General features: G+C 43.4%; 18 protein-coding genes. 7 read left to right on the forward strand and 11 right to left on the reverse strand.

The features are described from left to right. Positions 1 to 11: 11 nt before the first annotated feature. Positions 12 to 485 carry a flavodoxin gene (locus G610_RS0105140; protein WP_026523929.1) on the reverse strand — a complete coding sequence of 158 codons (474 nt, stop codon included), beginning with the start codon at positions 483 to 485 and terminating at the stop codon, positions 12 to 14. Positions 486 to 618: 133 nt separating this feature from the next. Between G610_RS0105140 and G610_RS19800 the strand changes: the two genes are divergently transcribed. Continuing rightward, entirely contained in the window at positions 619 to 1,458 is an 840-nt protein-coding gene (locus G610_RS19800) for a LysR family transcriptional regulator (RefSeq protein WP_051197668.1), read from the forward strand. 34 nt (positions 1,459 to 1,492) lie between these two features. On the opposite strand, the gene G610_RS0105150 is transcribed toward G610_RS19800, so the two are convergent. The 3 genes from G610_RS0105150 to G610_RS0105160 form a co-directional block, all read right to left on the reverse strand. Continuing rightward, complete coding sequence (locus tag G610_RS0105150; protein ID WP_026523930.1) at positions 1,493 to 1,957, reverse strand: hypothetical protein; 465 nt, start codon at positions 1,955 to 1,957, stop codon at positions 1,493 to 1,495. Positions 1,958 to 2,155: 198 nt separating this feature from the next. Next, positions 2,156 to 2,707 carry a hypothetical protein gene (locus G610_RS0105155; RefSeq protein WP_026523931.1) on the reverse strand — a complete coding sequence of 184 codons (552 nt, stop codon included), beginning with the start codon at positions 2,705 to 2,707 and terminating at the stop codon, positions 2,156 to 2,158. 80 nt (positions 2,708 to 2,787) lie between these two features. Next, on the reverse strand, positions 2,788 to 5,145 hold the full coding sequence (locus G610_RS0105160; RefSeq protein WP_026523932.1) for an EAL domain-containing protein: 2,358 nt from the start codon (positions 5,143 to 5,145) through the stop codon (positions 2,788 to 2,790). Positions 5,146 to 5,459: 314 nt separating this feature from the next. Here G610_RS0105160 and G610_RS0105165 point away from each other — a divergent pair, with 314 nt between their 5' ends. Next, positions 5,460 to 6,632, forward strand: coding sequence for a hypothetical protein (locus G610_RS0105165; RefSeq protein WP_026523933.1), 1,173 nt, complete (start codon positions 5,460 to 5,462; stop codon positions 6,630 to 6,632). A 96-nt stretch (positions 6,633 to 6,728) separates the two neighbouring features. On the opposite strand, the gene G610_RS19805 is transcribed toward G610_RS0105165, so the two are convergent. The 6 genes from G610_RS19805 to G610_RS0105195 all read right to left on the reverse strand — a co-directional run bounded on the left by G610_RS19805 (position 6,729) and on the right by G610_RS0105195 (position 15,411). Further along, positions 6,729 to 7,679 (reverse strand): hypothetical protein, encoded by a 951-nt coding sequence (locus G610_RS19805; RefSeq protein WP_051197670.1) that lies wholly within the window; start codon positions 7,677 to 7,679, stop codon positions 6,729 to 6,731. Positions 7,680 to 8,580: 901 nt separating this feature from the next. Next, complete coding sequence (locus G610_RS0105175) at positions 8,581 to 10,608, reverse strand: lysozyme inhibitor LprI family protein (RefSeq protein WP_081667243.1); 2,028 nt, start codon at positions 10,606 to 10,608, stop codon at positions 8,581 to 8,583. Between the two features lie 81 nt (positions 10,609 to 10,689). Continuing rightward, positions 10,690 to 11,481, reverse strand: coding sequence for a class I SAM-dependent methyltransferase (locus G610_RS0105180; protein ID WP_026523935.1), 792 nt, complete (start codon positions 11,479 to 11,481; stop codon positions 10,690 to 10,692). Between the two features lie 313 nt (positions 11,482 to 11,794). After that, positions 11,795 to 13,222, reverse strand: a complete 1,428-nt coding sequence (gene rhaB, locus G610_RS0105185; RefSeq protein ID WP_026523936.1) for a rhamnulokinase — start codon at positions 13,220 to 13,222, stop codon at positions 11,795 to 11,797. Continuing rightward, a complete protein-coding gene (gene rhaD / locus G610_RS0105190) occupies positions 13,222 to 14,070 on the reverse strand; it encodes a rhamnulose-1-phosphate aldolase (protein WP_026523937.1) in 849 nt (282 codons plus the stop codon). Before rhaD ends, rhaB begins: the two co-directional genes overlap by 1 nt. Before the next feature lie 90 nt (positions 14,071 to 14,160). Continuing rightward, on the reverse strand, positions 14,161 to 15,411 hold the full coding sequence (locus tag G610_RS0105195) for an L-rhamnose isomerase (protein ID WP_026523938.1): 1,251 nt from the start codon (positions 15,409 to 15,411) through the stop codon (positions 14,161 to 14,163). A 218-nt stretch (positions 15,412 to 15,629) separates the two neighbouring features. On the opposite strand from G610_RS0105195, the gene G610_RS19810 reads away from it, so the two are divergent. The 5 genes from G610_RS19810 (at position 15,630) to G610_RS0105225 (ending at position 19,918) form a co-directional block, all read left to right on the forward strand. After that, a complete protein-coding gene (locus G610_RS19810) occupies positions 15,630 to 16,631 on the forward strand; it encodes an AraC family transcriptional regulator (RefSeq protein ID WP_035797001.1) in 1,002 nt (333 codons plus the stop codon). 52 nt (positions 16,632 to 16,683) lie between these two features. Further along, positions 16,684 to 17,562, forward strand: a complete 879-nt coding sequence (locus G610_RS0105210) for a helix-turn-helix transcriptional regulator (RefSeq protein ID WP_026523940.1) — start codon at positions 16,684 to 16,686, stop codon at positions 17,560 to 17,562. Between the two features lie 103 nt (positions 17,563 to 17,665). Further along, the gene (locus G610_RS0105215) at positions 17,666 to 18,340 is read left to right on the forward strand and encodes an amino acid ABC transporter permease (protein WP_035797003.1); all 675 of its coding nucleotides are present in this window, start codon (positions 17,666 to 17,668) and stop codon (positions 18,338 to 18,340) included. Between the two features lie 12 nt (positions 18,341 to 18,352). Beyond that, positions 18,353 to 19,093, forward strand: coding sequence for an amino acid ABC transporter ATP-binding protein (locus tag G610_RS0105220; protein WP_026523942.1), 741 nt, complete (start codon positions 18,353 to 18,355; stop codon positions 19,091 to 19,093). A gap of 33 nt (positions 19,094 to 19,126) precedes the next feature. Further along, the gene (locus tag G610_RS0105225; RefSeq protein ID WP_026523943.1) at positions 19,127 to 19,918 is read left to right on the forward strand and encodes a transporter substrate-binding domain-containing protein; all 792 of its coding nucleotides are present in this window, start codon (positions 19,127 to 19,129) and stop codon (positions 19,916 to 19,918) included. 44 nt (positions 19,919 to 19,962) lie between these two features. On the opposite strand, the gene G610_RS19815 is transcribed toward G610_RS0105225, so the two are convergent. After that, positions 19,963 to 22,425 carry an adenosine deaminase gene (locus tag G610_RS19815; RefSeq protein ID WP_035797005.1) on the reverse strand — a complete coding sequence of 821 codons (2,463 nt, stop codon included), beginning with the start codon at positions 22,423 to 22,425 and terminating at the stop codon, positions 19,963 to 19,965. Positions 22,426 to 22,604 lie beyond the last annotated feature (179 nt).

The raw sequence follows: 22,604 nt of genomic DNA on the forward strand, positions 1-22,604 counted from the left end.
AATCCTCCTTCTTATCTGAAATTATTCTGTTTGAGCCATTCATCCAGCCCTTCTATTTCCTTGTTAAATAGTCCTGCAACAACATCCGCATTTCTTGCTGACGCTTTTGCATCCTTAAGTGATGTGGTCATGTAGTTATGATCATCTGTATAAGAGTTCGCAAAAAGATAAATCTTTTTTCCTTTCCAGTCCGGATAGGATTCCAAAAATCTCCATACAGGAAGCGGTGATGTGTACCACCAGATAGGAAATGCCAGAATCAAGCTGTCGTATTTTTCCACATCCGGAAGAGGTGTCTTTATCTCCGGTCTTATCTTCTTTTCTATCTCTTCCTTTGCCTCTCTATATGCACAAGTGTTGTAATCTTCACTGTAGGGTACCTTTCGCTCGATCCTGAACATATCGGCTCCGGTCTTCGCCACAATCTGTTTGGCAATCTTTTCTGTATTTCCGCTCCATGAGAAATACGCTACAAGTGTCTTCATTTAAACCGCCTCCTGTTTTATAAGCGATGTTTATGTTCTATGTTTTGATGATACCCTGTATATTCAGCTGTGTAAAATTGAACTTTCGTATTATAATATACTTGTTGCGTATATTAATCATTGGGAGTATATCATGATCGAGACATATCTTTTGGAGCATCTTGTAGCTTTTAAGAATCACAGAACATTATCCGAAGCAGCAGAAGCACTTCATCTTACGCAGCCTACACTTACCAGATCCATGAGCAAGCTCGAGGACGAGTTTGGAGTAAAGCTTTTTGAGAGGGAGAAAAAAAGACTGTATCTTAATGATACAGGTAAGATAGCTGCAGAATATGCAGAAGATATTCTTCACATGCATGAGGCCATGGAAGAACAGGTACGTCTTTCTGACAGAAGAAGCAAGACCATAACTGTAGGATCCTGTGCACCTGGTCCGCTTCTTGAGCTGATGCCAAGACTATCAACGACATTTTCTAATATGGCATTATCAACAGAGATGACAGATGAAGAAACCCTTATTACAGGGCTTAATAACAAAACATATCAGATGATAATACTCAACCATCAGCTTGAAGGTGAGCTTTATCATTCCCAGCACTGCGGCTCAGAACACCTTTGTGCATCACTAATACCGGAGCATAAATTTGCATATGAAAGCTCCATCACGTTCAAGCAAATGGATGGTGAAAGTTTTCTCATGGTATCTGAAGTCGGAGTATGGGATGCCATCGTCCGAAAACATATGCCAAAGTCGAAGTTTCTTCTTCAATCGGGAACAGAATCCCTTATGGAAGTCGCAGAGACTTCGTCCCTTCCTACCTTCTCGACTGACCTAACCAATCGCGTTCTTGGAATGCGTCACAACAGATTTTCTGTTCCATTTTCTGATAAAGATGCACAGATGGACTTCTACTGTATTTGTCTGAAGTCAGAGTATATGAATTACATAAACTTGTTCAAGAGATTATGATATTTCTTCATACAATTTGAGAACTGCTTCGATTTCATAAATGCTGCAAAGGTTTCTGCTGAGCTTGCCACATGGTTTTACCTTCCAACTGCACATTAGTCTTTTTCTCTTTTACTTCCAACCAGCCTTTGGCGCGATATGCAGAAATAGAAGTTGTATATTCTCCGGTCTTGGGAATAGTCAAATCAAAATCTGCATTCTCGCCCTTGCCACAATTATCTGCCCGGTAAATTGGTGTTTCATCTGCCATTGCTATCATTACGTCTGCCTTTCCTCCATCGATCTGCCAGGAAACGTGTAGTGTTTCTCCTTCATTAAGCACCATGGTCTCCGAGTCATCTGTGTTCATCATGTTGAAGTTCAGATAAAATCTGTTTGGGTTCTTCGAGCAAACTCTGTCCCCATCAAACCTGACCTGATTCTGCATGATATAACAATTTAAAGCTATTATCATCAAGACAATAGCTGTAGATACTATTAAAAGACCTTTCTTTTTCATAATCCCCCTATTTCTGCCCGGTTCATCTCAGTGACTCCCGGACTTTCCTTCACCGCCAATCCACATTCGCATGGTCCATATATACCCTAACACGCAAAGAAAAACAGACAGCTCCTTTACACGGATTTCTGTCTGTTTTTCACTATAATGGCTATCTATTTAGTTGTTTTGGTCAAAAATTAAAACAATGCCTGATAGTCAGAGATACCCCACCAGTCCTGAAAAGAGGCTTATAACTATCATCAACGCAATCATCCAGATGACAGTGGCCTTGATGCCATTATTTTTTATCATAAAAAAGGGATAAGGGCCCTGAACAAGGTCCAGATAGTTGAGTCGCAGCATGATAAGCCCATAAACAAGCGTCACAACTACAGGCAGCCATATCCAATGTAAAGAGACTCTTTCTTCAAAGAAAATATATGACAGAGTCGATATGATCGGCACCAGCAAATGATGATACAGCCCGCTTCCTGAAAACAATAATTCCTTGAGCTTTCCCGACATGGGAACAAGAATGGTAGCCGTAACAAAAAAGGTCATTACCAGCATACACACGCTAAGATACCTTACGACTTCCACGGCCTCCTTTTGCCCGAATATAACAAGCAAAATCGATGATATAAGTGTAATAAAATTGGAAATCTGAGTATAGAAAATAAAGCTTTTCCTTATATCATGCCATTTTATACTCTTTGAAAAGGCTATAATTTCAAAAATGATGATCACCAGGTTCAGTATTCTAGCCATATACGATCACTCCCAACTTTTTATACAACCAATCTCCGTTATCAGACTGCCACCGTTTGCCGATAGGCGCGGCGTACTGATCATTCAAGCAGATACTCAAAAGCTATTTCAGGCAGCGGTTTGTAGAAATAAAAGCCCTGAATATAGTCACAATCTGCATCCAGCAAAAATTTCATCTGTTTATCCGTCTCAACACCCTCCGCCGTTACTTTTGCCCCCATAGCGTGGGCGAGATTGATAGTTGAGACAATAATAGCTTCCGATTTCTTATTTATTCCTATTTTCCTGATAAAACCTATATCCAGCTTGATAATGTCAAAATCGAAGGTTTCAAGCATGGACAGTGAACTCATACCGCTTCCATAATCGTCAAGAAGTATCTGGATTCCCTGTTCTTTCATCTTGTCAAGATAATTAAGAGCCTTATCCTCAAGATCTGCATAGGCAGACTCTGTCACCTCTAGCCTTACAAGGGACGGGTCAATCTTCTTTTCATTTATCAGCTCAAATATGCTTTCAATGAATGCTGTGTCATAGAAATCCACTCTGGACAGATTTATAGCGCAGGGAACGACCTTTTTGCCTTCACGGGTACGCCTTTCAATAAAATCTATCCCCCTATGCAGCATGAACCTGTCAAGCTCAGCAGTCTTGCCCTCAGATTCGATGATAGGAATGAAATCTGCAGGAGAAACCATGCCAAGATCTCTGTGCTGCCATCTTATCAGCATCTCTGCGCTGACAATCTCGCCGGATTTGGCATTTACTATGGGCTGATAATAAGCCTCAAATTCGTTGTCCATCAGGGCTCTCTCGTAATCAGACAAAAGATAGCGCTGTTTTACATACAGCTCCTTAAGAGAGTCGTCATAGTAAGCATAAAGAAGTTGTCTGTTGTTTCTGTCTATACTCCTCTCTGCTATTTTTGCACCTGCGATTATCTGGGCAATATCAACTTTGGAGTTCGTTATGGGATATATTCCGCAGTGAATTTCATAGTTGTATTCTATTGATTCTGTTTTGAAAACCTGCCTGCACATGGCCTTAAGGTTCTTTTCCGTAAGGTTCTCATCTGCTGTGATCAGAACAAAATTATCCGCCTCAAGCCTCCCCACGATTACAGGGCTAAGATACTTTCTAAGAGCATCCCTGGTCCTGAAAATAACAAGGTCGCCTCTCTGGGTACCAAACAACGCATTAACGGCCTTAAACCCCATTATATTGGCGTATACAAGGGAATAATGATCATTATCTGTAAGCTCTTCAAGAAAAAGCTTGGACCTGTCTATAAAGCCTGTTCTTGCATACTCATCCGTCATCCAGTCATGGTCAAGAAGCGTAGTGATATCGATGCACATCACCATAAACCAGTCGGGATATCCGGGAACCTCACGCACTCTGAAATTTTTGGCACGAACACCGGCGGCAGTCTCCACATGGACAGTTCTGACATAATTGCCCATTTCATCCATTTCTTTCTGGATAACTGAAAGTCTTAACTGATCAAGAAAAGCTTCTTTTTCCTCATCTACTACAGATTCAGCAAGTTTATTGCAGATTTCCCGGTAATTAAGTCTGCTCCTCTCAAAGACACCGGTGACATTATCCTTCAAAAAGTATACTTCACAGCGTTCATCATGTTTTTCCACGCCAAACACCATATCGTAGCCTTCAGAAATGATGGTTCTGATCACAGGCTGCTCGACATGGCTCATATACGGAATGACGGTTCCCTGGTTTAAAGGGGTTATCTCACCATCGTCGATTATTTCTCCTTCTCCTTTGAAAATAGTCCGGCCACCTTTAACCTTAAAATAACTACCATCGGTTATAAAATAAAATCGACATCCAAAACTGTCCGGAATGACAATATCATCAACAAACTTAAGACCTCCTATGGTCTTGTCTTTCAAGTATTCTCGATGGGGTATTATCTGAATATTGGTCAGGTCAAGACCATCTGAAAATCTGACATAGTTGGGATCTACGGCCTCTTCGTCCAGTTCCGGCGCATGGTATACATAAAAAGCAGCATTCATGGAACCTGCATTTGAAGCGATGACTATCCCCTTATATCCTAAAAGAGCCTCTTTTAATCCCTTTTTTTTCATAAATGCAAGCTGTGTCGGACCATGTCCGCCTGCAAGATAAATAACATCTGACCAGGCTACCATCGCATCTGCTGATTCTTTTTCATCTAATATCTTTACTTCTTTTACAGAGAGATTTTTATATTCGAATGCATCCAGTATCTGCCTAAGCTGATACTGATTATCTTTAGTCGCACCGGGATCGCAGGGTACATAGAGCAGATTGGCCTCTTTTTCCCATTCCTGCGTCAGATCATCAAAAAAGCCATAGCTCTCCAAAGGTGCTGCCTCTTCATAAGTCCCCTGTTCCTGTAATGCTATAGAGTTACTTGTTAAGTATAGAACCATTGACAATCTCCTGCCGGATCCGGCGATAAACCTTTGTTTACATAAGATAACAATTATTTGCCGTATCTACTCTATTTTACACTCCCAAAACGCATAATTGTTAAGGTTATAAATATTTAATACTTAAGAATTTCACCACGATAACCGATATATATAACAGCTATGGATAGCGCTTTAATGGGAAGGGACTACATTAAGGCGCATTTTTTTGTCCCTGAAAGGAGGAAAATTGTGACATAGATTTAGTTAGACCACTCGGTCCTTTGGAGAGTGGGGTGTGCCGGATTGACTGATGGCACGCAGAAAGGATTTATATGGATAATACGAACAACATAAATGGCTACCGTAGTGTTTACATGGCTTTTGGCGTTTATAAGGTAGGCGGAACCGGTCAGCAGCAGGCAAAAACTGCAGAAAGCGGCGAGACACCCGCGTTCCTGACAGCTTTAAATGTGGCTTCTGAGAAAAGCTTTGGAGAAGATAATCTCCCGGAAATAACAAACGCCAACATTACGCCCCACGGCCTGGCAAAACCTGATGATAACGGTGCTATGCTATCCTACACAAGGATAATTACCGCAAAGGTGCCGGATGATATCTCCTCTGCCCTCTCAAAGTGGGACAAGGAATCCGGCAAGATCGTGGATGATGGCTCAGAGAGTGATTCGGTCGCTCCTGCCGGTTCTGGCTCAGAAAGTAAGGCATCAATTCCTGCAGGCAAGGAATTCGATATTAACGACGGCGGCCAGGAGCTACAGATAACCATCAAGGTATCAGGCGGAACCCGAATCTACACAGCATCGGGAGTGGATAAGGACGGCAATTCTTTTTCCAAAGAGATCGATCCCTATTCAGTAGATCCCACTGATACTGACTACGCAGGCTTTGCAACACTTTGTGCCTATATCAGAGATACGGAAGGGCTTGCCGACAACGCAATGAAGGCTGTAAGAGATGCAGCCCCTGCTGATATCACAGAAAAGGGCAATTACCTGTATATGGTAAGCTTCGCATCCGATGGCACAGGCAATCTCTCAGGCGCCAAGAAGCTCTTTGAGCAGCTGGAGAACTTCTTCGACAGATTGATGGGCATTGGTAGTGTCAACTCATCCTCAGAAATATCTGATCAGAAAGCGATTGCTGTCAGAAGCGACAGTTCCGGAGACAGCACCTCCTCCGGCGGCTCCTTCCACAGCAGGGTCCTTGAAGAGCTCCATGAACTGATTGAGCAGATGCTGCAGAAGATGCTGAACGAGATCATGGGTATCGATGATACCGAAGAAGTGACTGCTGACACCGAAGAAAAAGCAGAAATAGAAACAGAATCCATAGCTGAAACCGAAAATCCCGAGGATGGCTCCGCTAATGATATTGGCGAGAAGGCCTCAATAGCCGCAGAAACTGCAACAGCTGAAGATAGCGCTGATTCTACAGATTCCGGCGACATCGAGAAAAGTCTTGGAATTGAAAACGCGGTAGAATTATAGGGATTTAGGTGTTAGATTTTTAGAATACTGCTTGAATACTACGAAACTCCCCGGATTTCCGGGGAGTTTCATTATGCCTCTACATGAATAAGCGCTTCATACCTCTATGTCATTCTCCTTAAGTAGCTGCCTGAGATACTCAATTTCCTTAACAGCATCCTCTTTTTCCTTAACAGCCGCTTCTTTTTCGCTAACAGCTGCCTCTTTTTCCTTAGTCAGGGAGTCAATCTGGGGTCGAAGCTCGTTTTCAGTGTCTCTGCAGCCCAATGCATAGCCCTCGTCCTTTATGACCTGTAGATGACGCTCAGCACTATATTCAAGTACGCCCACTTTGATTACCTCCTTCCTGTATTTGACGAAGAAGTCCCTAAGGATGTCTTCTTTTATGCATTCATCGATGGCTTTTTCTACTGCCTTGCGAATGACCTCTTTCTTGAACAATGATTCATCAAAATTAGCATCATTCTGCACCTCATCACCGATTGAATTCATATATTCCTCTCTATATTTTCTCACTTTTTGGACAAAAAGGGAATATTGTTTTAATGTACTGCAGGCCTGCATGAGTTCAGGATTGTGGCCTGCATTTACATTATACTGGTGGACTATGAGCTCAAGTTGGGGCTCATCTCCCTTTGTGTCAAACATATCAGAAAGCTTGTAGGTAACCTCATCCTGCATAGGAACAGTCCCATTATAAAAGACGATGAACTTTGGTTCCGGAATCCTTATTCTTTCTGCCTTGTACGTTTTCTCCTGAAGAATGAGGTTTTTGTATATACTTGCTACATACTGAAGATCTCTGAGAGGAATGTTTGGACACGGACTTGACTGGTGTTCATACAGATTTAATTTGAAATCCAGAAGGAAAGAGACATCGTTTTTCATGTGAAGGAAAGTCTCACCTTCAAGGGTGGTTATCTTCAGTTTAGAGGGATCGTTGTAATTGCTGTGGTTTATGGCATTGTAAAGCTCAAGCAGATAGCGCTTGTCACTATACAGCATTCTGAATACTGTGTCTTTATGCTGTTTATTCTCTATTGGCATTAAAAATTCTCCTTGTGTTAATTAGTTAAATCCATTGTTGCGCGCATCTGTAAAAAATGGAATTTCCCGAAAACAAGAGTGTTTTTCGGCGCGTTAGAAACAACGCAGGAATCATATTAGCACACAGAGGAAACGAATGCAAGTTCAAATATGAGAGCACTGGGAAAGCTCGATTCAGACACGATTCAGTGCGCGGATGAGCTTTTTAGCATTTCTGGAAAGCGATCTTGAAGTCCCTGCGCACTGGAAAAGCCTGATTTCAACCTGAATCAGTGCGCAGATGAGCTTTCAAGTATTTCCAGAAAGCGATCTCAAAGTCTCTGCGCACTGGAAAAGCCTGATTTCGACCTGAATCAGTGCGCGGATGAGCTTTCAAGTCTTTGCAGAAGGCAATTTCGAAGTCTCTGCGCACTGGAGGAGCCCGATTTCGACACGATTCAGTGCGCGGATGAGCTTTTAAGCCTTTCCGGAAGGCAATCTTGAAGTCCCGGCGCACTGGAGGCGCTTGATTTTGACCCGATTCAGTGCGCGGGCGAGATTTTATGCCTTTCCAGAAAGCAATCTCAAAGTTCCTGCGCACTGGGAAAGCTCGATTTCACCCCAAATCAGTGCGTGATAAGGGGTCAGTTCATGCATATCCGGTAAGCGATTAGGGGAATAAAAAAGCTACCTTAATCGGCAGCTGTAAAGTCGGGAGGATGCTGTCCGGTTACACCGGACAGCAGTTATGAAAAAGTTTTCTAACATTTTCAACAAGAGCATCACCTCTTGATAGATTCATAATACCCTCCAAAACTTAACTATTCTTAAAAGCCATTTGAACAGTTTGTTAATAAAACACTGCATTTGTTCACATTCTGTTTACATGATGGGGACCTCCCGGCACCCATATTCTGCATTATTACTGCGCCACGGACACCTCATTCATGGAATCGAGGGATTGACCGTACGCCAACTCTACATTCCCTGCAATGTTGAAGCGAAGCTGATAATAAGCATCAAAACTTCCATAAGGTAGTTTAAAAGTTATGGTTGTATCCGTAAAATCTATGACATTCAGGTCTGAAAGCGTATCACCTCTTGTCTCCCATACTGTCCAGGTACTGCCTTCCACACCATAATCACATTCAGATGATCTCTCAACGCCGATGCAGGCACCGTTTTCAGGATTTGTTATCCACTGACCTTCGAACTTTTTAAATACTTCGTCAAGACTTACGTCCACATCTGCCAAATCCTCTGCAACGGACACAGGAATCTGGAATTTCTCGCCTCTTATATCTGCAAGAATTTCAGCAAGCTGATAAGCTCTTTTTCTCGTATAGCGCTCGGCTGTGCCGTTTTCAAGCTGTGGCTGAAGTGAGCCACCCTCTGCTTCTTTTCCGGCAGCTGTTATGGCAGCTTCTTTTCTCTTAATCCAGGCTCTCTGCTCTGAAACAAGCTCGTCCTTCTTTTCAGGATCTATCTCTTCGATAATTCTTTTCCAGAGTATGTTCAGTTCATCATCCCAGAACTTGTACCACTCCCCGGTCTGGTAGTTCATGTCCTGCTGACCCATCATTGCCCAGTCCATTGAAACGAACGCCTCATGCATTATCTCTGCACCTGCCAGCTCATCCTGAATAGTTTCATAGTCTGCAGGGTTGATGAAGCTAATGAAAACTTCGGTTGAAGGGTCATAATTCGAAACAGGCTTATATTCAAGATATCCGCCGTTCATTATTCTGCTTGTGAGACCGATCTCTTTAAGATGCTCGTCCTTCAGGCTTTCAAGGTCTTTCATGGACATGAATTCAACATCCTCGAAGCTGTCCATAATATCTTTGTACTCGCTGTCCGTATAAAGATTCGGAATCTTCAACTGCTCATAAGTATCCTTGTTAAAAACATCATAAGTGTAGTAGAACTGCTTATAATCATCGGAAAGGGCCATTTTGTAGACACAGATGACGCCGCTTTTGCCATTAAGATCTATGTCGCCATGCTTATGACTGTATGCGAAGGATGTTAACTCAGACTCCTCTTCTTCATAGTATCCAAAGTGATATTTTGCATCGCCATCAAGGTATGCTGCATCCCATGCATGATTAGAAGCCCCATTGCTGCCACCGCCGGATATGTATCCGTATTTGTTGATAAGGGTATAGCTCCTGGACCAGCTGGGAAATACATATACTACCTGAGGCTGATTATCGATGACCTTTACTATGAAAGTAAGCATGCTTGCTTCTTCAACGAAGGGTCCAACTGAGCGAAGCGCCAGCTCCAACTCTCCATCCATACCAAGATCCAAAAAGGCATATTCGAAGGGTTCCACATCCCCCTTCTGATAGTAATAATCTTCTGTATCAATTATTTTCTGGAATGTATCCTGCAGCTCAGTGAGAGTGTAGGTCTTTTCAGTATCGATATGGTTAATGAACTCATCCTGATAGGATAGATATTCTTCAAAGACGAAGAGATTCTTCTTGTAGTAGTCAAAACTCAGGGTGCCGGTTCCCTTAAGAAGGTCCCCAAGGATATTATTATGCTTTTTGGCTTCATCGCTTGTAGGCGTTGGATTATCCAGTCTTTCGTCTGAGGTCTCAAGGATATCTTCGCTATCGCCTGTGGCGGAACCCCCGTTGTCTGTGGCTTCGGAATCACCTGAGTCTCCAGCTTCGGAATCACTGGTGCTTCCGGCATCAGCTTCTGTTTCCTCTGAAGTGGTTGTGGTGGTCTCAGCATCTGCTTCCGTGCTTACTTCTGCGTCAGCTTCTTCGGTCACATCTCCTTCGCTGCTGTTTCCTTCAGCGTTTCCGCTATCAGTTATTTTGCTAAAAAAAGAGGATGAACCGCTCTCGTCAGCATTATTTTTCCCGGAAGAACCGCAGCCTGCAAGCATTACGGCCATCCCCAGGGCCAATATCATTACTTTTCTTTTCTTCACTTTTTTCTACCTTTCCTGATTTGTATCATTACGATTTACGAAAACATTATACAACGGAGTCCCGGTAGATACGAGAAAAGTTCACTTCTTCCTGCAAATGTAAAGAAGGTGGTTTGTGTTGCCAAGGAGCTCTCTCTTTTCAGAAAAGGCAAGGTACCACTTAGCCAGCTTCTCAAAATCCTCGTCTGTGACCGCAAATTCAGGATTTTTCTCTACAGGTTCGATAAGACCGTCAACACCTGTTGTTGTAATCCACTCTACATCTTTTTCTTTGAATAGATCTTCGAACTCTGTTATGTCATAGCCTGTGAAGAGCTGCTCCTTAAAATGGCGGATCTTGTAGTCTTCTGTGAAGTTCTCTTCCTCACCAAATCCCCAGTTGCCCTGAAAATAGTTGGAATACATGATTGCGAAAACAGAAATAAATGCAAAGAGCAATGTTCCGCCGGGTTTGGTCACTCGAATGGCTTCATCGATGGCTTTGTTAACCTCTTTTTCCTCATAGAGATGATACAAAGGTCCAAATACAAGGGTGGTATCGAAGCTGTTGTCTTCAAACCTGCTAAGATCTGTGCCATCGCCCTGATATGCGTGGAGCTTGTCTATTCCTTCGCCGTTTTCTTTTAATTTTGCAAAGTTGCTGTCTGTAAGCTCTACTGCAGTAACGTCATAGCCTTCTTTTGCCAATGCCACAGAATATCTGCCTGTTCCTGCACCAACCTCAATTACTTTTGAGTCCTTATCAAGATAACGATGGATATAATTCATGGTTGTGGCATATTCAAGACGTCCGTGAATGGACCTCTCCAACCTGATATCCTCGTCGTACTGCCCGTAAAAATCGCTGATAATGCTTACTCTGTCCTGCCCCATAGCTTTTTCCTCCTTGGTTTTAAAAAATAGGATTTTTAGAAATCCTCGCGCGAGCGAATTTAGCGTATAAAAAAGCCTCATCAAACCCAGTTTGATGAGGCTTCACTATCTCAATGATATGCAAGTCTTAAATCATGCTTCTGCACTTAACCCCATCAATATAACACTAATAAGCCCCTGAGGATCATCCACGGGCTTATTTGATGGTGTTGAATTGTTGACGAGGCAATTGTATATCATATTGTCACCGCTTTCTGAAAATTATTAGTTGCTAGTATAATTGTCGCTCAATTATATGTCAACTCTTTTTCAGTTATTTGTATTCCGTCACGCCAAAGGACTTAAATACATTATCTCTAAACTCTGCAAGGTCCTTAAATACTCCGTCTGCTATCATTTGGGCACCAATATTGCCGATGGCTGTAGCCTCAGAAGGTCCTGCGTAGACGGTTTTGCCTGTTCTTGCTGCAGTGAGCTTATTAAGGTACTCAGCGTTGGAACCGCCGCCCACGATGTTTATCTTATCGAAGTGTTTTCCTGTGATATCTTCAAGCTCTTCTGCCGCCTGCTTGTAGCACTCAGCAAGGGACCTATAGATAACACGTGCTATTTCCCAAGGAGTTTCGGGGATCTGCTGTCCGCTCTTTTCGCAGGCGCCCCTAACTGCTGCGATCATGGAATCAGGAGCAAGAAAAACATCGGAATTTGCATCCACAAGAGAATCTATGGTCTCCTCTTCCGCTCTGGCACAGAGATTACCAAAGGAGTAATCATCATCTGCCTTTTTGCCGGGATAGTCATAGCCTGCTTCAAATTCCTTCTTAACGGACTGAATCATCCAAAGTCCCATGATGTTCTTAAGAAACCTGTATCTGTAGTTGTAGCCGCCCTCATTAGTAAAATTGGCGCTTCTTGCCTTATCTGAGCAGTCGGCTGCTTCAAGCTCGCAGCCAAAAAGTGACCATGTGCCTGATGAAATATAAAGGACATTGTCTGATGTGTCCGGAACTGACATAACAGCAGAGCCGGTGTCATGGGTTGCAGGAAGGATTACTTTGCAGTTATATCCTACTTTTGCCTGTACTTCGGGAGTCAGATCGCCCACCTCAGTGCAGGGAAGGGAGAGCTTCCCAAAGAGCTTTGAGGGAAGCCCTAATTTTTCAATAAGCTCAAGATCCCACTCCTTTGTCACAGGGTTCACCAGCTGACTTGTGGTAGCGTTGGTGTACTCCTGCTTTTTTACTCCTGTAAGAAGAAAATGCAGGTAATCAGGGATCATTAAAAATGTATCCGCTTTTTCAAGCGTATCTGGCTCTCTGAGCCTTGCATCCATCAATTGGTATATTGTGTTGAAAATCGCCTTCTGAATGCCTGTGCGGGCATATAATGCGTTTTCAGGTATGATCTTGTATACCTCAGTATCCATGCCCTCTGTTCTGGCATCTCTGTAGGCATAGCTTTTTGCTGTTTTATTGCCGTCCTTATCAAGAAGGACGTAGTCCACGCCCCAGGTGTCAATGCCCATGGATACAGGGATTTTGCCAAGATCAGAGCATTTTTTCATGCCGGCAAGGATCTCTTCAAAGAGCCTGTCGGTATTCCAGACCTTGTGTCCATCCTCGTCATCCATGCCGTTATAGAATCTGTGGATCTCTTCGTACTGTATTTTGCCATTTTCAAAGCTTGCCAGTATATGGCGTCCGGAAGATGCGCCTATATCAACAGCCAGATAATAATTCATCACTTTTCTCCTATTTTGTCGCTCTTTTTCTCATAAAGGCAGTCTTCGTTAACCTTGATGCCAAAAGGTCCGTTGAGGGCTCTGAACATGTCAGGCTCGATGGTCTGGCGCTTTCTGTCTGTCATGGACATTACTTTTACAAGGACTTCAGCAGCCTTTTCTACTGTATGCATAAGGCCGAAGGTGATATCAAAGTCTGTTCCGCAGGCGAACATGCCATGATGTGCCCAGATTGCAACGTCCTGCTTTTTCATGATCTCGGACGTGGCAACAGCGATTTCGCGGCCGCCGGGTACCATCCACGGTACTACGCCGATTCCGTCAGGGAATACAACAGGGCACTCTGTAGCCATCTCCCAAATCTCTCTTGTGAAAACATCGCCGTCAAGAGGAAGTACAAATGTAAGAGCGATGGTGTTAGCGGGATGGCAGTGATATACCACTCTGATCTCGGGATTTCTCTTTTTGCAAACCTCCAGGTTCATAAGGTGTGAAGGAAGCTCGGATGTGGGTCTTCCGCCATTTACAAGGCCCCACTGGATCTGATAATTCTCGCCCATATCATCAACCTTGATAATGCAGATGTTTGCTGCAGGATCGATCTCAACGTTTCTGAAATACTTGCCGGAACCTGTTACCATGAAGTACTCGCCTGCAAGCGCAGGAACTGAGGTGCCGATTTCCTTCCACTCACCGTCTTCTTTAAGGTCCTCTTTTACGGAAGTGATCTCTTCGTCCTTTATTCTATAGCTTAAGTTACCGCCGTTTCTCTCATGCCAGCCCTGATAGAAGCCGTCAACACACATGCGGCAAAATCCCTTAGCAAATTCTGAATCCAATACTCTCATTTTCTTAATCCTTTCCTAAATCAAATTAAAATGATTTAAGGCAAAGAGCCTGTTTAAAGGCCCTCTGCCACATTTTTTCTTATTTTTGTCTTATGCTCTCTTGCTGAGAACCTCGTCTTCGTACTTTTTACATACGTCGAACCACTCATCTTCTGTGGGAACGCCCTGCTTCTCGCAGTAGTAATCCCATACATCACCTACGGGCATCATCTTGATGCGCTCCTGAAGGGACATAAGCTCTGTGAAGTTGCGGTCATTCTGAAGCTTGCAAAGCTTTTCATTGGGCTGAAGCTCAGCGTTCAGAAGTGCCTTTAAGAAGTTTCTCATGCCGTTTGTCCAAGCGGATACGCGGTTTATGCTGGCATCAAAGTAATCCATTCCGATGAAGAAGCGGTCGGGACCGTTTTTAACGATCTCCTGAGCGATCTCTTTTGCATCATCATTGTAAATTACAACGTGGTCTGAATCCCAGCGAACAGGTCTTGTAACATGAAGAGCCATCTTGTCGTTGAAAAGAAGCATGGATGAAAGCTTATCTGCAACGTTCTCAGTGGGATGGAAATGTCCGGAGTCGATGAGGCACATGATGTTGTTCTTGGCAGCGTAGCTGAGATAGAACTCCTGAGAGCCTACGGTTACTGACTCCAGACCGATTCCAAATACCTTGGACTCAACAGCTACGTAAACCTTGCTCCTGTCATAGGGTGTAGCGAGGATCTGATCAAGTGAGTCCTTAAGTCTCTTTCTGGGAGAGATTCTGTCGGGGATAACATCCTTAAATCCATCGGGGATCCAGATGTTCATCATGCAGGGAACACCTGTCTCTGTGGCAAAATACTCTGAAATCTTAAGGCATGCGATGCAGTGATCGATCCAGAACTTTCTGATGCTCTCGTCCTCTGATGAAAGAGTTGCATCATCAGCCTTGGGATGTGAAAACATTGTAGGATTGAAATCAAGACCGATGCCGTGCTTTTTAGCAAAATCAACCCATGCCTTAAAGTGCTTAGGCTCTAATTTATCTCTGTCTACCCACTCGTCACCTTCGAATACTGCATAGCTTGCATGAAGATTGAGCTTGTGCTTGCCGGGAATAAGAGAAAATACCTCATCTATATCCTGCATGAGCTGCTCGGGTGTTGTAGCTTTGTAGGGGTAATTGCCTGTTGTCTGAATTCCGCCGCTAAGGGGTCCCTTCTGGTCAAAACCAACTACGTCATCTCCCTGCCAGCAGTGCATTGAGAGACTTATCTTTGAGAGCTCGTCTATTGCCTTATCTACATCTACGCCAAGCTTTGAATAGCGCTCTTTTGCTGCTTCATATCTTTCTTTTACTGTCATTTTGTAACCTTCCCTTCTCTATATAATTTCTATTTTGGCTAAAACACGGGTTATATGCGTCATCTGCCTGTGTTTTATGCTCATTTTCTTCGCTGATTTTAATATTAAATGATGGCGCCCATTTATTTAAGGTCGAAAAAAGAATAAAAAAGCGTCCTTTCTTGCAGCGTGTAAAATAACATGTTATTTTTATGTAATAGAGCAGAAAGGAAGCCCCTATGAACAAGGATTTACTCCAAAAACTCAGCACAATAACTGAGGAAGAACAGTCCATTTTAAATGGTGAAAAGGTGATAAACCGCGCCCTTTATTACAGCGCAGAAACGTCCAAAGATGCAGATGAAATTGACTCAGCAAGAGTCCTTAAAAACGGACGTCTTATAGATATGCGCCCCCATGTGCGCTTTATTCATTTTCCCAAACATACCCATAACTATGTGGAATTTATCTATATGTGCAGCGGCTCTACCAGGCATATAGTGGACGGTCAGGAGATAACCCTTAAGGAAGGGGACCTGCTTTTCCTTAATCAGCACGCTACTCAGGAGATTTTTCCCGCAGGAGAAAAGGATATAGCCGTGAATTTCATGATCCTGCCTGAGTTTTTCGATGTGGTTCTTCCAATGATGGGGGCTAAGCCCAGCGCACTACGAGAATTCATCGTAAGCTGCCTTACAAGGAAGGATATGCAGAGCAATTTCCTGTATTTTAGCGTGTCAGACGTTGTTCCCGTGCAAAATCTCATGGAAAACCTAATCTGGAACATGCTGAATGCAGATAAAAACAGCCGTACAATAAATCAGGCCACAGTGGGACTGCTTTTCTTGAATCTGACAAATCACGCAGAGCTTATCCACGTGCCTTCGAATTCCTTTGAGCAGGAGATAACCCTCAAGGTGCTCTCCTACATAGATACTTCCTACAAAACGGCATCCCTGCAGGATTTCGCAAAGGCGGAAGGCGCAGATGTTTACACGGTAAGCCGTATCATCAAAAAAGAGACCGGAGAGACCTTCAAAGCATTGCTGCAGCAAAAGCGCTTAGAGCGTGCCTGCAATCTTCTAAGTCGCTCCGCAGCTCCTATTTCGGACATCGCTGTGTCTGTAGGCTACGACAACACCAGCTTTTTCCACAGGCTCTTCCGCAGAGTCTATGGCTGCAGCCCCAGGGATTACAGGTTACAAAACGCATCTTCTGCAGGGCTTTCTCATGAGAATTAGCGCCACGTGATGGCGCATTGTAAATCTTGCGGCTTTGTGCTACATTTTTTCTATGAAAAAAGATCTGAAAACCAAGTTCAGTACAAGACAATATATGCTTTCCAGGGATTTTGAAGTCTATTACTACAGTGATAGCGTTATTCCCGACGTAGAACATCATGCCCACGACTACTATGAGTTCTACTTTTTTCTGGAGGGCAATATTACCATGCATATAGGTGATGCATCTTTTTCACTGCGCCCGGGGACAATGGTCATAATCCCTCCCGGAGTCCCGCATCACGCAACTCTCCTTGACAGCAACCATCCCTACAGACGCTTTGTGTTCTGGATAAGCGAGAGCTTCCTTAGTTCCCTTATTGGAATTTCCGAGGATTACAGATATCTCCCTGATCTGGCGCTGAAAAACACCTTTTTTACCCACAAATTCACAGAAATCGAATTCAATACCCTTCAGGGCAAGCTTTTTTCTCTGATTGATGAGATTCACTCTGACAGATTTGCTAAAAGCGCTAAGATTCTTATATCCGTCAGCGATTTCATGATATCCATAAACCGCATGGTATATGAGGCTCAGAATCCCGGAAATACTGAGGCAGAATCAGATTCTCTTTACCAGAGCATCATCCATTATATAGAGACCCATATCGATGAAAATCTGTCGCTGGATATAATCGCTGAAAAGCTGTACATAAGTAAATTCCACATCTCTCATGTTTTTACCGAGACAAACGGCCTGCCGCTACATAAATACATAACAAAGAAGCGGCTGGAAATGTGCAGAGACGCCATTTTAAGCGGCCAGGATATATCCGTTGTGGCATCATCCTACGGTTTTTCGGATTATTCCACCTTCTACCGGGCTTTCGTGAAGGAATACGGAGTATCTCCCAAAAAATACAAGGATGAAATCATCAGAAAAGCGCATTAACGCTCGCTTTTCAAAAAAGGTATTGACTTCTTAATACAGTTAGGGATTAATATATTTTTTATGAAGAAATTGTGCAAAATTTTTTGCCGGAATTGGAAATATTATGTTTGATCAGAATACATTATCGCTGCTTATTGACTCTTTTCCGAAAATACTTGTTTACGGACTGAAGGTCACACTGCCGCTGGCAACCGCAGCATTCATTTTATCAACTATACTGTCAGTATTTGTCGCAATGGTTCAGTACGCTAATGTACCGGTTCTGCGACAGATCTGCAGATTTTACATTTGGATAATACGAGGAACGCCTCTTTTGGTTCAGCTAATGGTGGCTTTTTACGGACTTCCGCTCCTTGGAATACATTCAAATCCATTCATAATGGCTGTTATTGTATTCACCATAAATGAAGGTGCCTACAGTGCTGAGACCATGCGTGCCGCTATGGAAGCGGTTCCCGCAGGGCAGCTCGAAGCCGGCTACTGCGTAGGTATGAACTACATGCAGATTATGTGGCATATTATCCTGCCACAGGCCTTCAGAACGGCTTTCCCTTCGCTGTTTAACGCACTTATCAGCATGGTTAAGGACACATCCCTGGCATCCAGTATCACAGTTGTAGAGATGTTCACCAGAACCAAACAGATCGCCGGACAGTCCTATAATTACCTGCCGCTTTATATCGAAGTTGCAATTGTTTATCTGATGTTTTGTACGGTTCTCACCTATCTGCAAAAGAGAGGCGAGGTGCGACTTGGAAGCTACGGCGTAAGAAAATAATCGAGGAAAAATATGTCTTTACTTAAGGTTAACAATATACACAAAGCCTTTGGGACGAACGAAGTTCTGAAGGGCATAAATATTGAAGTTGAAAAAGGTGATGTGGTATCTGTCCTTGGCCCGTCAGGTTCCGGAAAGACTACCCTTCTTCGCTGTATCAACTTTTTGGAAAACGCTGATGAGGGAGAGCTTACTTTCGACGGCAAAACCTATCCTTTTTCCAAAATAAGTCATGCCGAGATCTCGGATGTTCGTAAGAGAACCGGCTTTGTTTTTCAAAATTACAATCTCTTTGCCAATAAAACAGTTCTGCACAACGTAACCCTTGGACTGACTTCAGCAAGACACATTCCCATGGCGCAGGCAGAAGCCAAGGCAAGAGACATGTTGCAAAAAGTCGGCATGCTGGAACAGATAAACATGTATCCCAGCCAGCTTTCAGGCGGTCAGCAGCAAAGAGTTGCCATAGCGAGAGCTCTTGCCACTGATCCCGCCATATTATATTTTGATGAGCCCACTTCCGCTCTTGATCCCCAGCTTACCGCAGAGGTTCTGGAAGTTATGAAAAAACTGGCAGATGATGGAATGACCATGATCGTAGTAACTCACGAGCTTGGTTTTGCCAGAGATGTATCTACAAAAGTGGTTTTTATGGCTGATGGTGTTATAGTGGAAGAAGGAGATGCAAAGACCTTTTTCAATGATCCTAAACAGCCCAGAACAAAGGAATTCCTGAGACTTACGAATTCCTAATACAAAATACTCTTTACAGAATGGAGGAACACTATGAAAAAATTATTGTCTTTACTGTTAACAGGCGTTCTTGTCGCAGGAACCATCGCAGGCTGCGGCTCAAAGAGCAACGATCACCTTGCAAGAATCAAGTCTGCAGGTAAAATAACAATTGCTACCGAAGGTGTATGGGCACCTTTCACCTATCATGATGAAAACACTGATGAGCTTGTGGGCTTTGATGTAGAGGTAGCTGCTGCGATCGCTGAAAAGCTCGGCATTGAAGCAGAGTTCCAGGAGGTTGCGTTTGACGGAGGCCTTACAGGCGTTTCCACAGGTACCTTTGATATGATGGCAAACGGCGTTGACGTTACAGACGACCGCAAAAACACTTATGATTTCACAGATCCCTACGCTTACGACCACGCAGTAGTTGTTACTCTTGCTTCTAATGACAGCATCAGCTCCTTTGAGGACTTAAACGGCCTTACAACAGCTAATTCCGCAGGATCAACCTACGAAGCTATGGGCATTCAGTACGGCGCTACAGTTAAAAACGTTGATACTCTCGGCGAGACCATGACCCTTGTTCAAAACGGCACTGTTGATGCTACAATCAACGCTAACACTTCTGCTCAGGACTATTTCAACACCACAGGTACTACAGATCTTAAGGTTGCTGCAGTAGATCCCGAGGTTACAATGTATGCTGTTCCCCTTGCAAAGGGCACAGACAACGATTCTCTCCGCGCTGCAATCAATGACGCCATTAAGGCACTGAGAGAAGAAGGAAAGCTTTCCGAAATCTCAATCAAGTATTTCGGTGCTGATATCACAGCTGAATAAAAACAAAGAATACGCTCCGCGAGTTTACTCGCGGAGCGATTTTTTTACGATTTTTTGAGGGTTTTATCACTAAGTTCCTTTATTTTCTGCGTTATAGGGGCGTCCCCATCGAAAAAGTACACATATCCGTGGAGAGAAGTTGCTTTTTGCAGCAGGGTCTTGGACTTACTGAAAATAAGAATCGCAGACTGCCCCTTTCCGTTCTTGGCTTCCTGAATAAGATTGGCAGCCGCGCTGTTTCCGTCAAAGGCAACAACCATGGAAGGACGCCTCTCAAATATCTCGTAGTTGAAGCTCTTATAAATACCCATTCCTTCAGCTTCTGTGGAAACCCTTATATAAACTCCCGCTTCCTTAAGCTTAACCGCTTCCTGCTTGGTGATAAGAGCAGGTACCACAGCGTAAATCCTGAATCCTTTTTTGTTGTGCTCTACAAGATATTTTTCATAACCTGAGAGCTTGTGACCTATTACAAAGCAGACTTCATCGGGATTTAAGTATTTCATAAGCATATCCAGCTGTTTTTCTCCCTCGGGAGTAACTCTGGTTGCTCTCTTTTCGGTATTAAAGCTTCCTCCAAGGAGAACTACCGGCACTCTGTCCCATGTAATCTCCTTTATCTGGCCCTTAAGCTCAGTGTTGGCATCAAGTCTTTTTACGCCGCCGGAAAGCCCTTTGCCAATTTTTACGGTCTTCATCTTCTCCAGAAGCACATCTTCCATGTCCCTCTTTCCTACAAGAGAGAGAAAAGCTGCTTTTTTATCTGAGTATGCCTTCTGACCTTCCTCGATAATACCGGTCTCAGCTTCCTTCATGAGCCTTAGGTCGTTTTCAGACAACTCCAGCATCTTAGCAAGAGACAGCTGCTCATCTACAGAATCTGTTCCGTAAAGCGCTGCTCCGTCGGTTCCCTGAACGCACCTTATTCCCTGCTTCAGGTATGCTTTTAGAGGGTGCTTGTCCAAGGAATTTAGATTATTTAGGCGCACATTACTGGTAAGCTGGAATTCCAGCACAATATTATTCTCTTTTAGTTGTTTTAGCACTTCGCGGCCCTTTTTCGATCTGGGGCTGTAGGTATATAAGCCGTGACCAAGACGCATCTTAGGCATGGCCTGTCCCGGTGCAAGACAATCTTTCACACAGGCTATGCTATGGGAAATATTGTCCTTCAGGCTGTCATTTTCTCCTGCGTGAACCCTTATTACGAAGGATGGATCCGCAGCAGCAATCTTCACCAGCTCTTTGAAAACAGGCTTCAGGGTGATTATGTCATTTATCTCTTCGCCTACAAAATCGCAGCCGGCCACATAAGGATCCAGAGCTGTAGCCCTTAAAACCTCAAGATTCTGCTCAAGATAATTGGCCGGAGTGATGGCGTCCTTGACGATGGTAAGAGGAATCCTTCGCATGGCTGCAAGGAACCTTATCATAACACCTGTTTCTCCATAAATGCTTGGCATTACTGCATGTACCTGCTTTAGCATCTCAAGAGATTCGTATTTTTTTACAAGAGTTGTGTCGCTTATTTCGGCGTAGCAAACGCCCTGTCGCTTATAATTTCTTGCTATCCACAGTAGCTTATCCTGGAAAATTGTGTTGTTGCAGTAATCCGGATTTTCTCTGTCACGAAGCATCTGCATAAGGGCCTTTTTTACATCCTCATCAGGAATCAGATAAGCAGTATTTAACGGAATCTTATCTTCGCTCTCAGTTCCCTTTGTGAAAACATATCTGTAAAGGTAAACCTTCTCAAGATTGGTAAATACGGCCTGTCCATCCTTTATTACAGCAAGAGACCCTCTGATTTTTACGATATTCATTTCAGCGTTATCTAGATTATTAAGGATCAGATCTGCAAAATTTATGAAGGTATTATCGTTAATCCTTCGATCCAGGTATTTTCCTTTAAGATCCGATGACACGAACTGCCTTGCAACCTTGGCTCTCTGCCTTTCAAGCTTATCCCACTGGGCCTCAGTGAGTTTAAGTTCAAGTTTTTTCACATAATACAGGGGATATCTGATCTGGTGATAGATTCCAAGGGCTATAAGGATATCTCCCGGTAAATTTCCGTTCATGTGGGTGTGGAGATCTGAATTAAATTTATATTCCTTGCGAACTCTGGTCTTGAAAATGGTCTTAGGAAGCCCAAGCTGATAGTCCTTTGTCTGGCTCATAAGGGTCTTTGCGATAGCCGGTATGGCCGCCTTCATAAGCACATTTCCATCCTTGTCGATATTAGCTATTTCCACATCGCCAAGCCTAAATATATAACTCTCGTTATTGTATGAATCCACATAACAAGGCACTTCTCCGCGTATCTCCAGCATTCCTTCTCTGTTTTGAGAAAGGGGAAGATCGCATATTCGGGCCAGATTCCGTATGAGATTTCCTGTGTGGTGATTGGGCGTCGAGAGCACGTAGAATACCTTATCAAGCTCCTTATACAGGCTGACTATGATATCTTTTTCAGTATCCAGAAAAAGGCAGGTAAAATATGTCATTTATAGACCCTCCTTAAGATAAACGGCAGGTTTGGGATCATGAATGCATCCTTGTACGTTATATTTTACCAAAACTATCATAGATTTGAACTTAATTCTAATATTGATTTATAATAGCTAAGGAATTAAACGCGATTTCGATTTTTGTGCGTCTCCGGTACGCAAATGCTATGAGTTAG

It is taken from the genome of Butyrivibrio sp. MB2005 (assembly GCF_000424285.1).
In the GTDB taxonomy this organism is placed as follows: domain Bacteria; phylum Bacillota; class Clostridia; order Lachnospirales; family Lachnospiraceae; genus Butyrivibrio.

What these genes read in the sequence shown, in the direction of transcription:
- G610_RS0105220 (WP_026523942.1), top strand. Translation starts at nt 18,353, where the DNA reads ATGTCTTTACTTAAGGTTAACAATATACACAAAGCCTTTGGGACGAAC.
- rhaD (WP_026523937.1), bottom strand. Translation starts at nt 14,070, where the DNA reads ATGAGAGTATTGGATTCAGAATTTGCTAAGGGATTTTGCCGCATGTGT.
- G610_RS0105215 (WP_035797003.1), top strand. Translation starts at nt 17,666, where the DNA reads ATGTTTGATCAGAATACATTATCGCTGCTTATTGACTCTTTTCCGAAA.
- G610_RS19800 (WP_051197668.1), top strand. Translation starts at nt 619, where the DNA reads ATGATCGAGACATATCTTTTGGAGCATCTTGTAGCTTTTAAGAATCAC.
- G610_RS0105140 (WP_026523929.1), bottom strand. Translation starts at nt 485, where the DNA reads ATGAAGACACTTGTAGCGTATTTCTCATGGAGCGGAAATACAGAAAAG.
- G610_RS19815 (WP_035797005.1), bottom strand. Translation starts at nt 22,425, where the DNA reads ATGACATATTTTACCTGCCTTTTTCTGGATACTGAAAAAGATATCATA.
- G610_RS19805 (WP_051197670.1), bottom strand. Translation starts at nt 7,679, where the DNA reads ATGCCAATAGAGAATAAACAGCATAAAGACACAGTATTCAGAATGCTG.
- rhaB (WP_026523936.1), bottom strand. Translation starts at nt 13,222, where the DNA reads ATGAATTATTATCTGGCTGTTGATATAGGCGCATCTTCCGGACGCCAT.
- G610_RS0105225 (WP_026523943.1), top strand. Translation starts at nt 19,127, where the DNA reads ATGAAAAAATTATTGTCTTTACTGTTAACAGGCGTTCTTGTCGCAGGA.
- G610_RS0105180 (WP_026523935.1), bottom strand. Translation starts at nt 11,481, where the DNA reads ATGGGGCAGGACAGAGTAAGCATTATCAGCGATTTTTACGGGCAGTAC.
- G610_RS19810 (WP_035797001.1), top strand. Translation starts at nt 15,630, where the DNA reads ATGAACAAGGATTTACTCCAAAAACTCAGCACAATAACTGAGGAAGAA.
- G610_RS0105165 (WP_026523933.1), top strand. Translation starts at nt 5,460, where the DNA reads ATGGATAATACGAACAACATAAATGGCTACCGTAGTGTTTACATGGCT.
- G610_RS0105210 (WP_026523940.1), top strand. Translation starts at nt 16,684, where the DNA reads ATGAAAAAAGATCTGAAAACCAAGTTCAGTACAAGACAATATATGCTT.
- G610_RS0105160 (WP_026523932.1), bottom strand. Translation starts at nt 5,145, where the DNA reads ATGGTTCTATACTTAACAAGTAACTCTATAGCATTACAGGAACAGGGG.
- G610_RS0105150 (WP_026523930.1), bottom strand. Translation starts at nt 1,957, where the DNA reads ATGAAAAAGAAAGGTCTTTTAATAGTATCTACAGCTATTGTCTTGATG.
- G610_RS0105155 (WP_026523931.1), bottom strand. Translation starts at nt 2,707, where the DNA reads ATGGCTAGAATACTGAACCTGGTGATCATCATTTTTGAAATTATAGCC.
- G610_RS0105195 (WP_026523938.1), bottom strand. Translation starts at nt 15,411, where the DNA reads ATGACAGTAAAAGAAAGATATGAAGCAGCAAAAGAGCGCTATTCAAAG.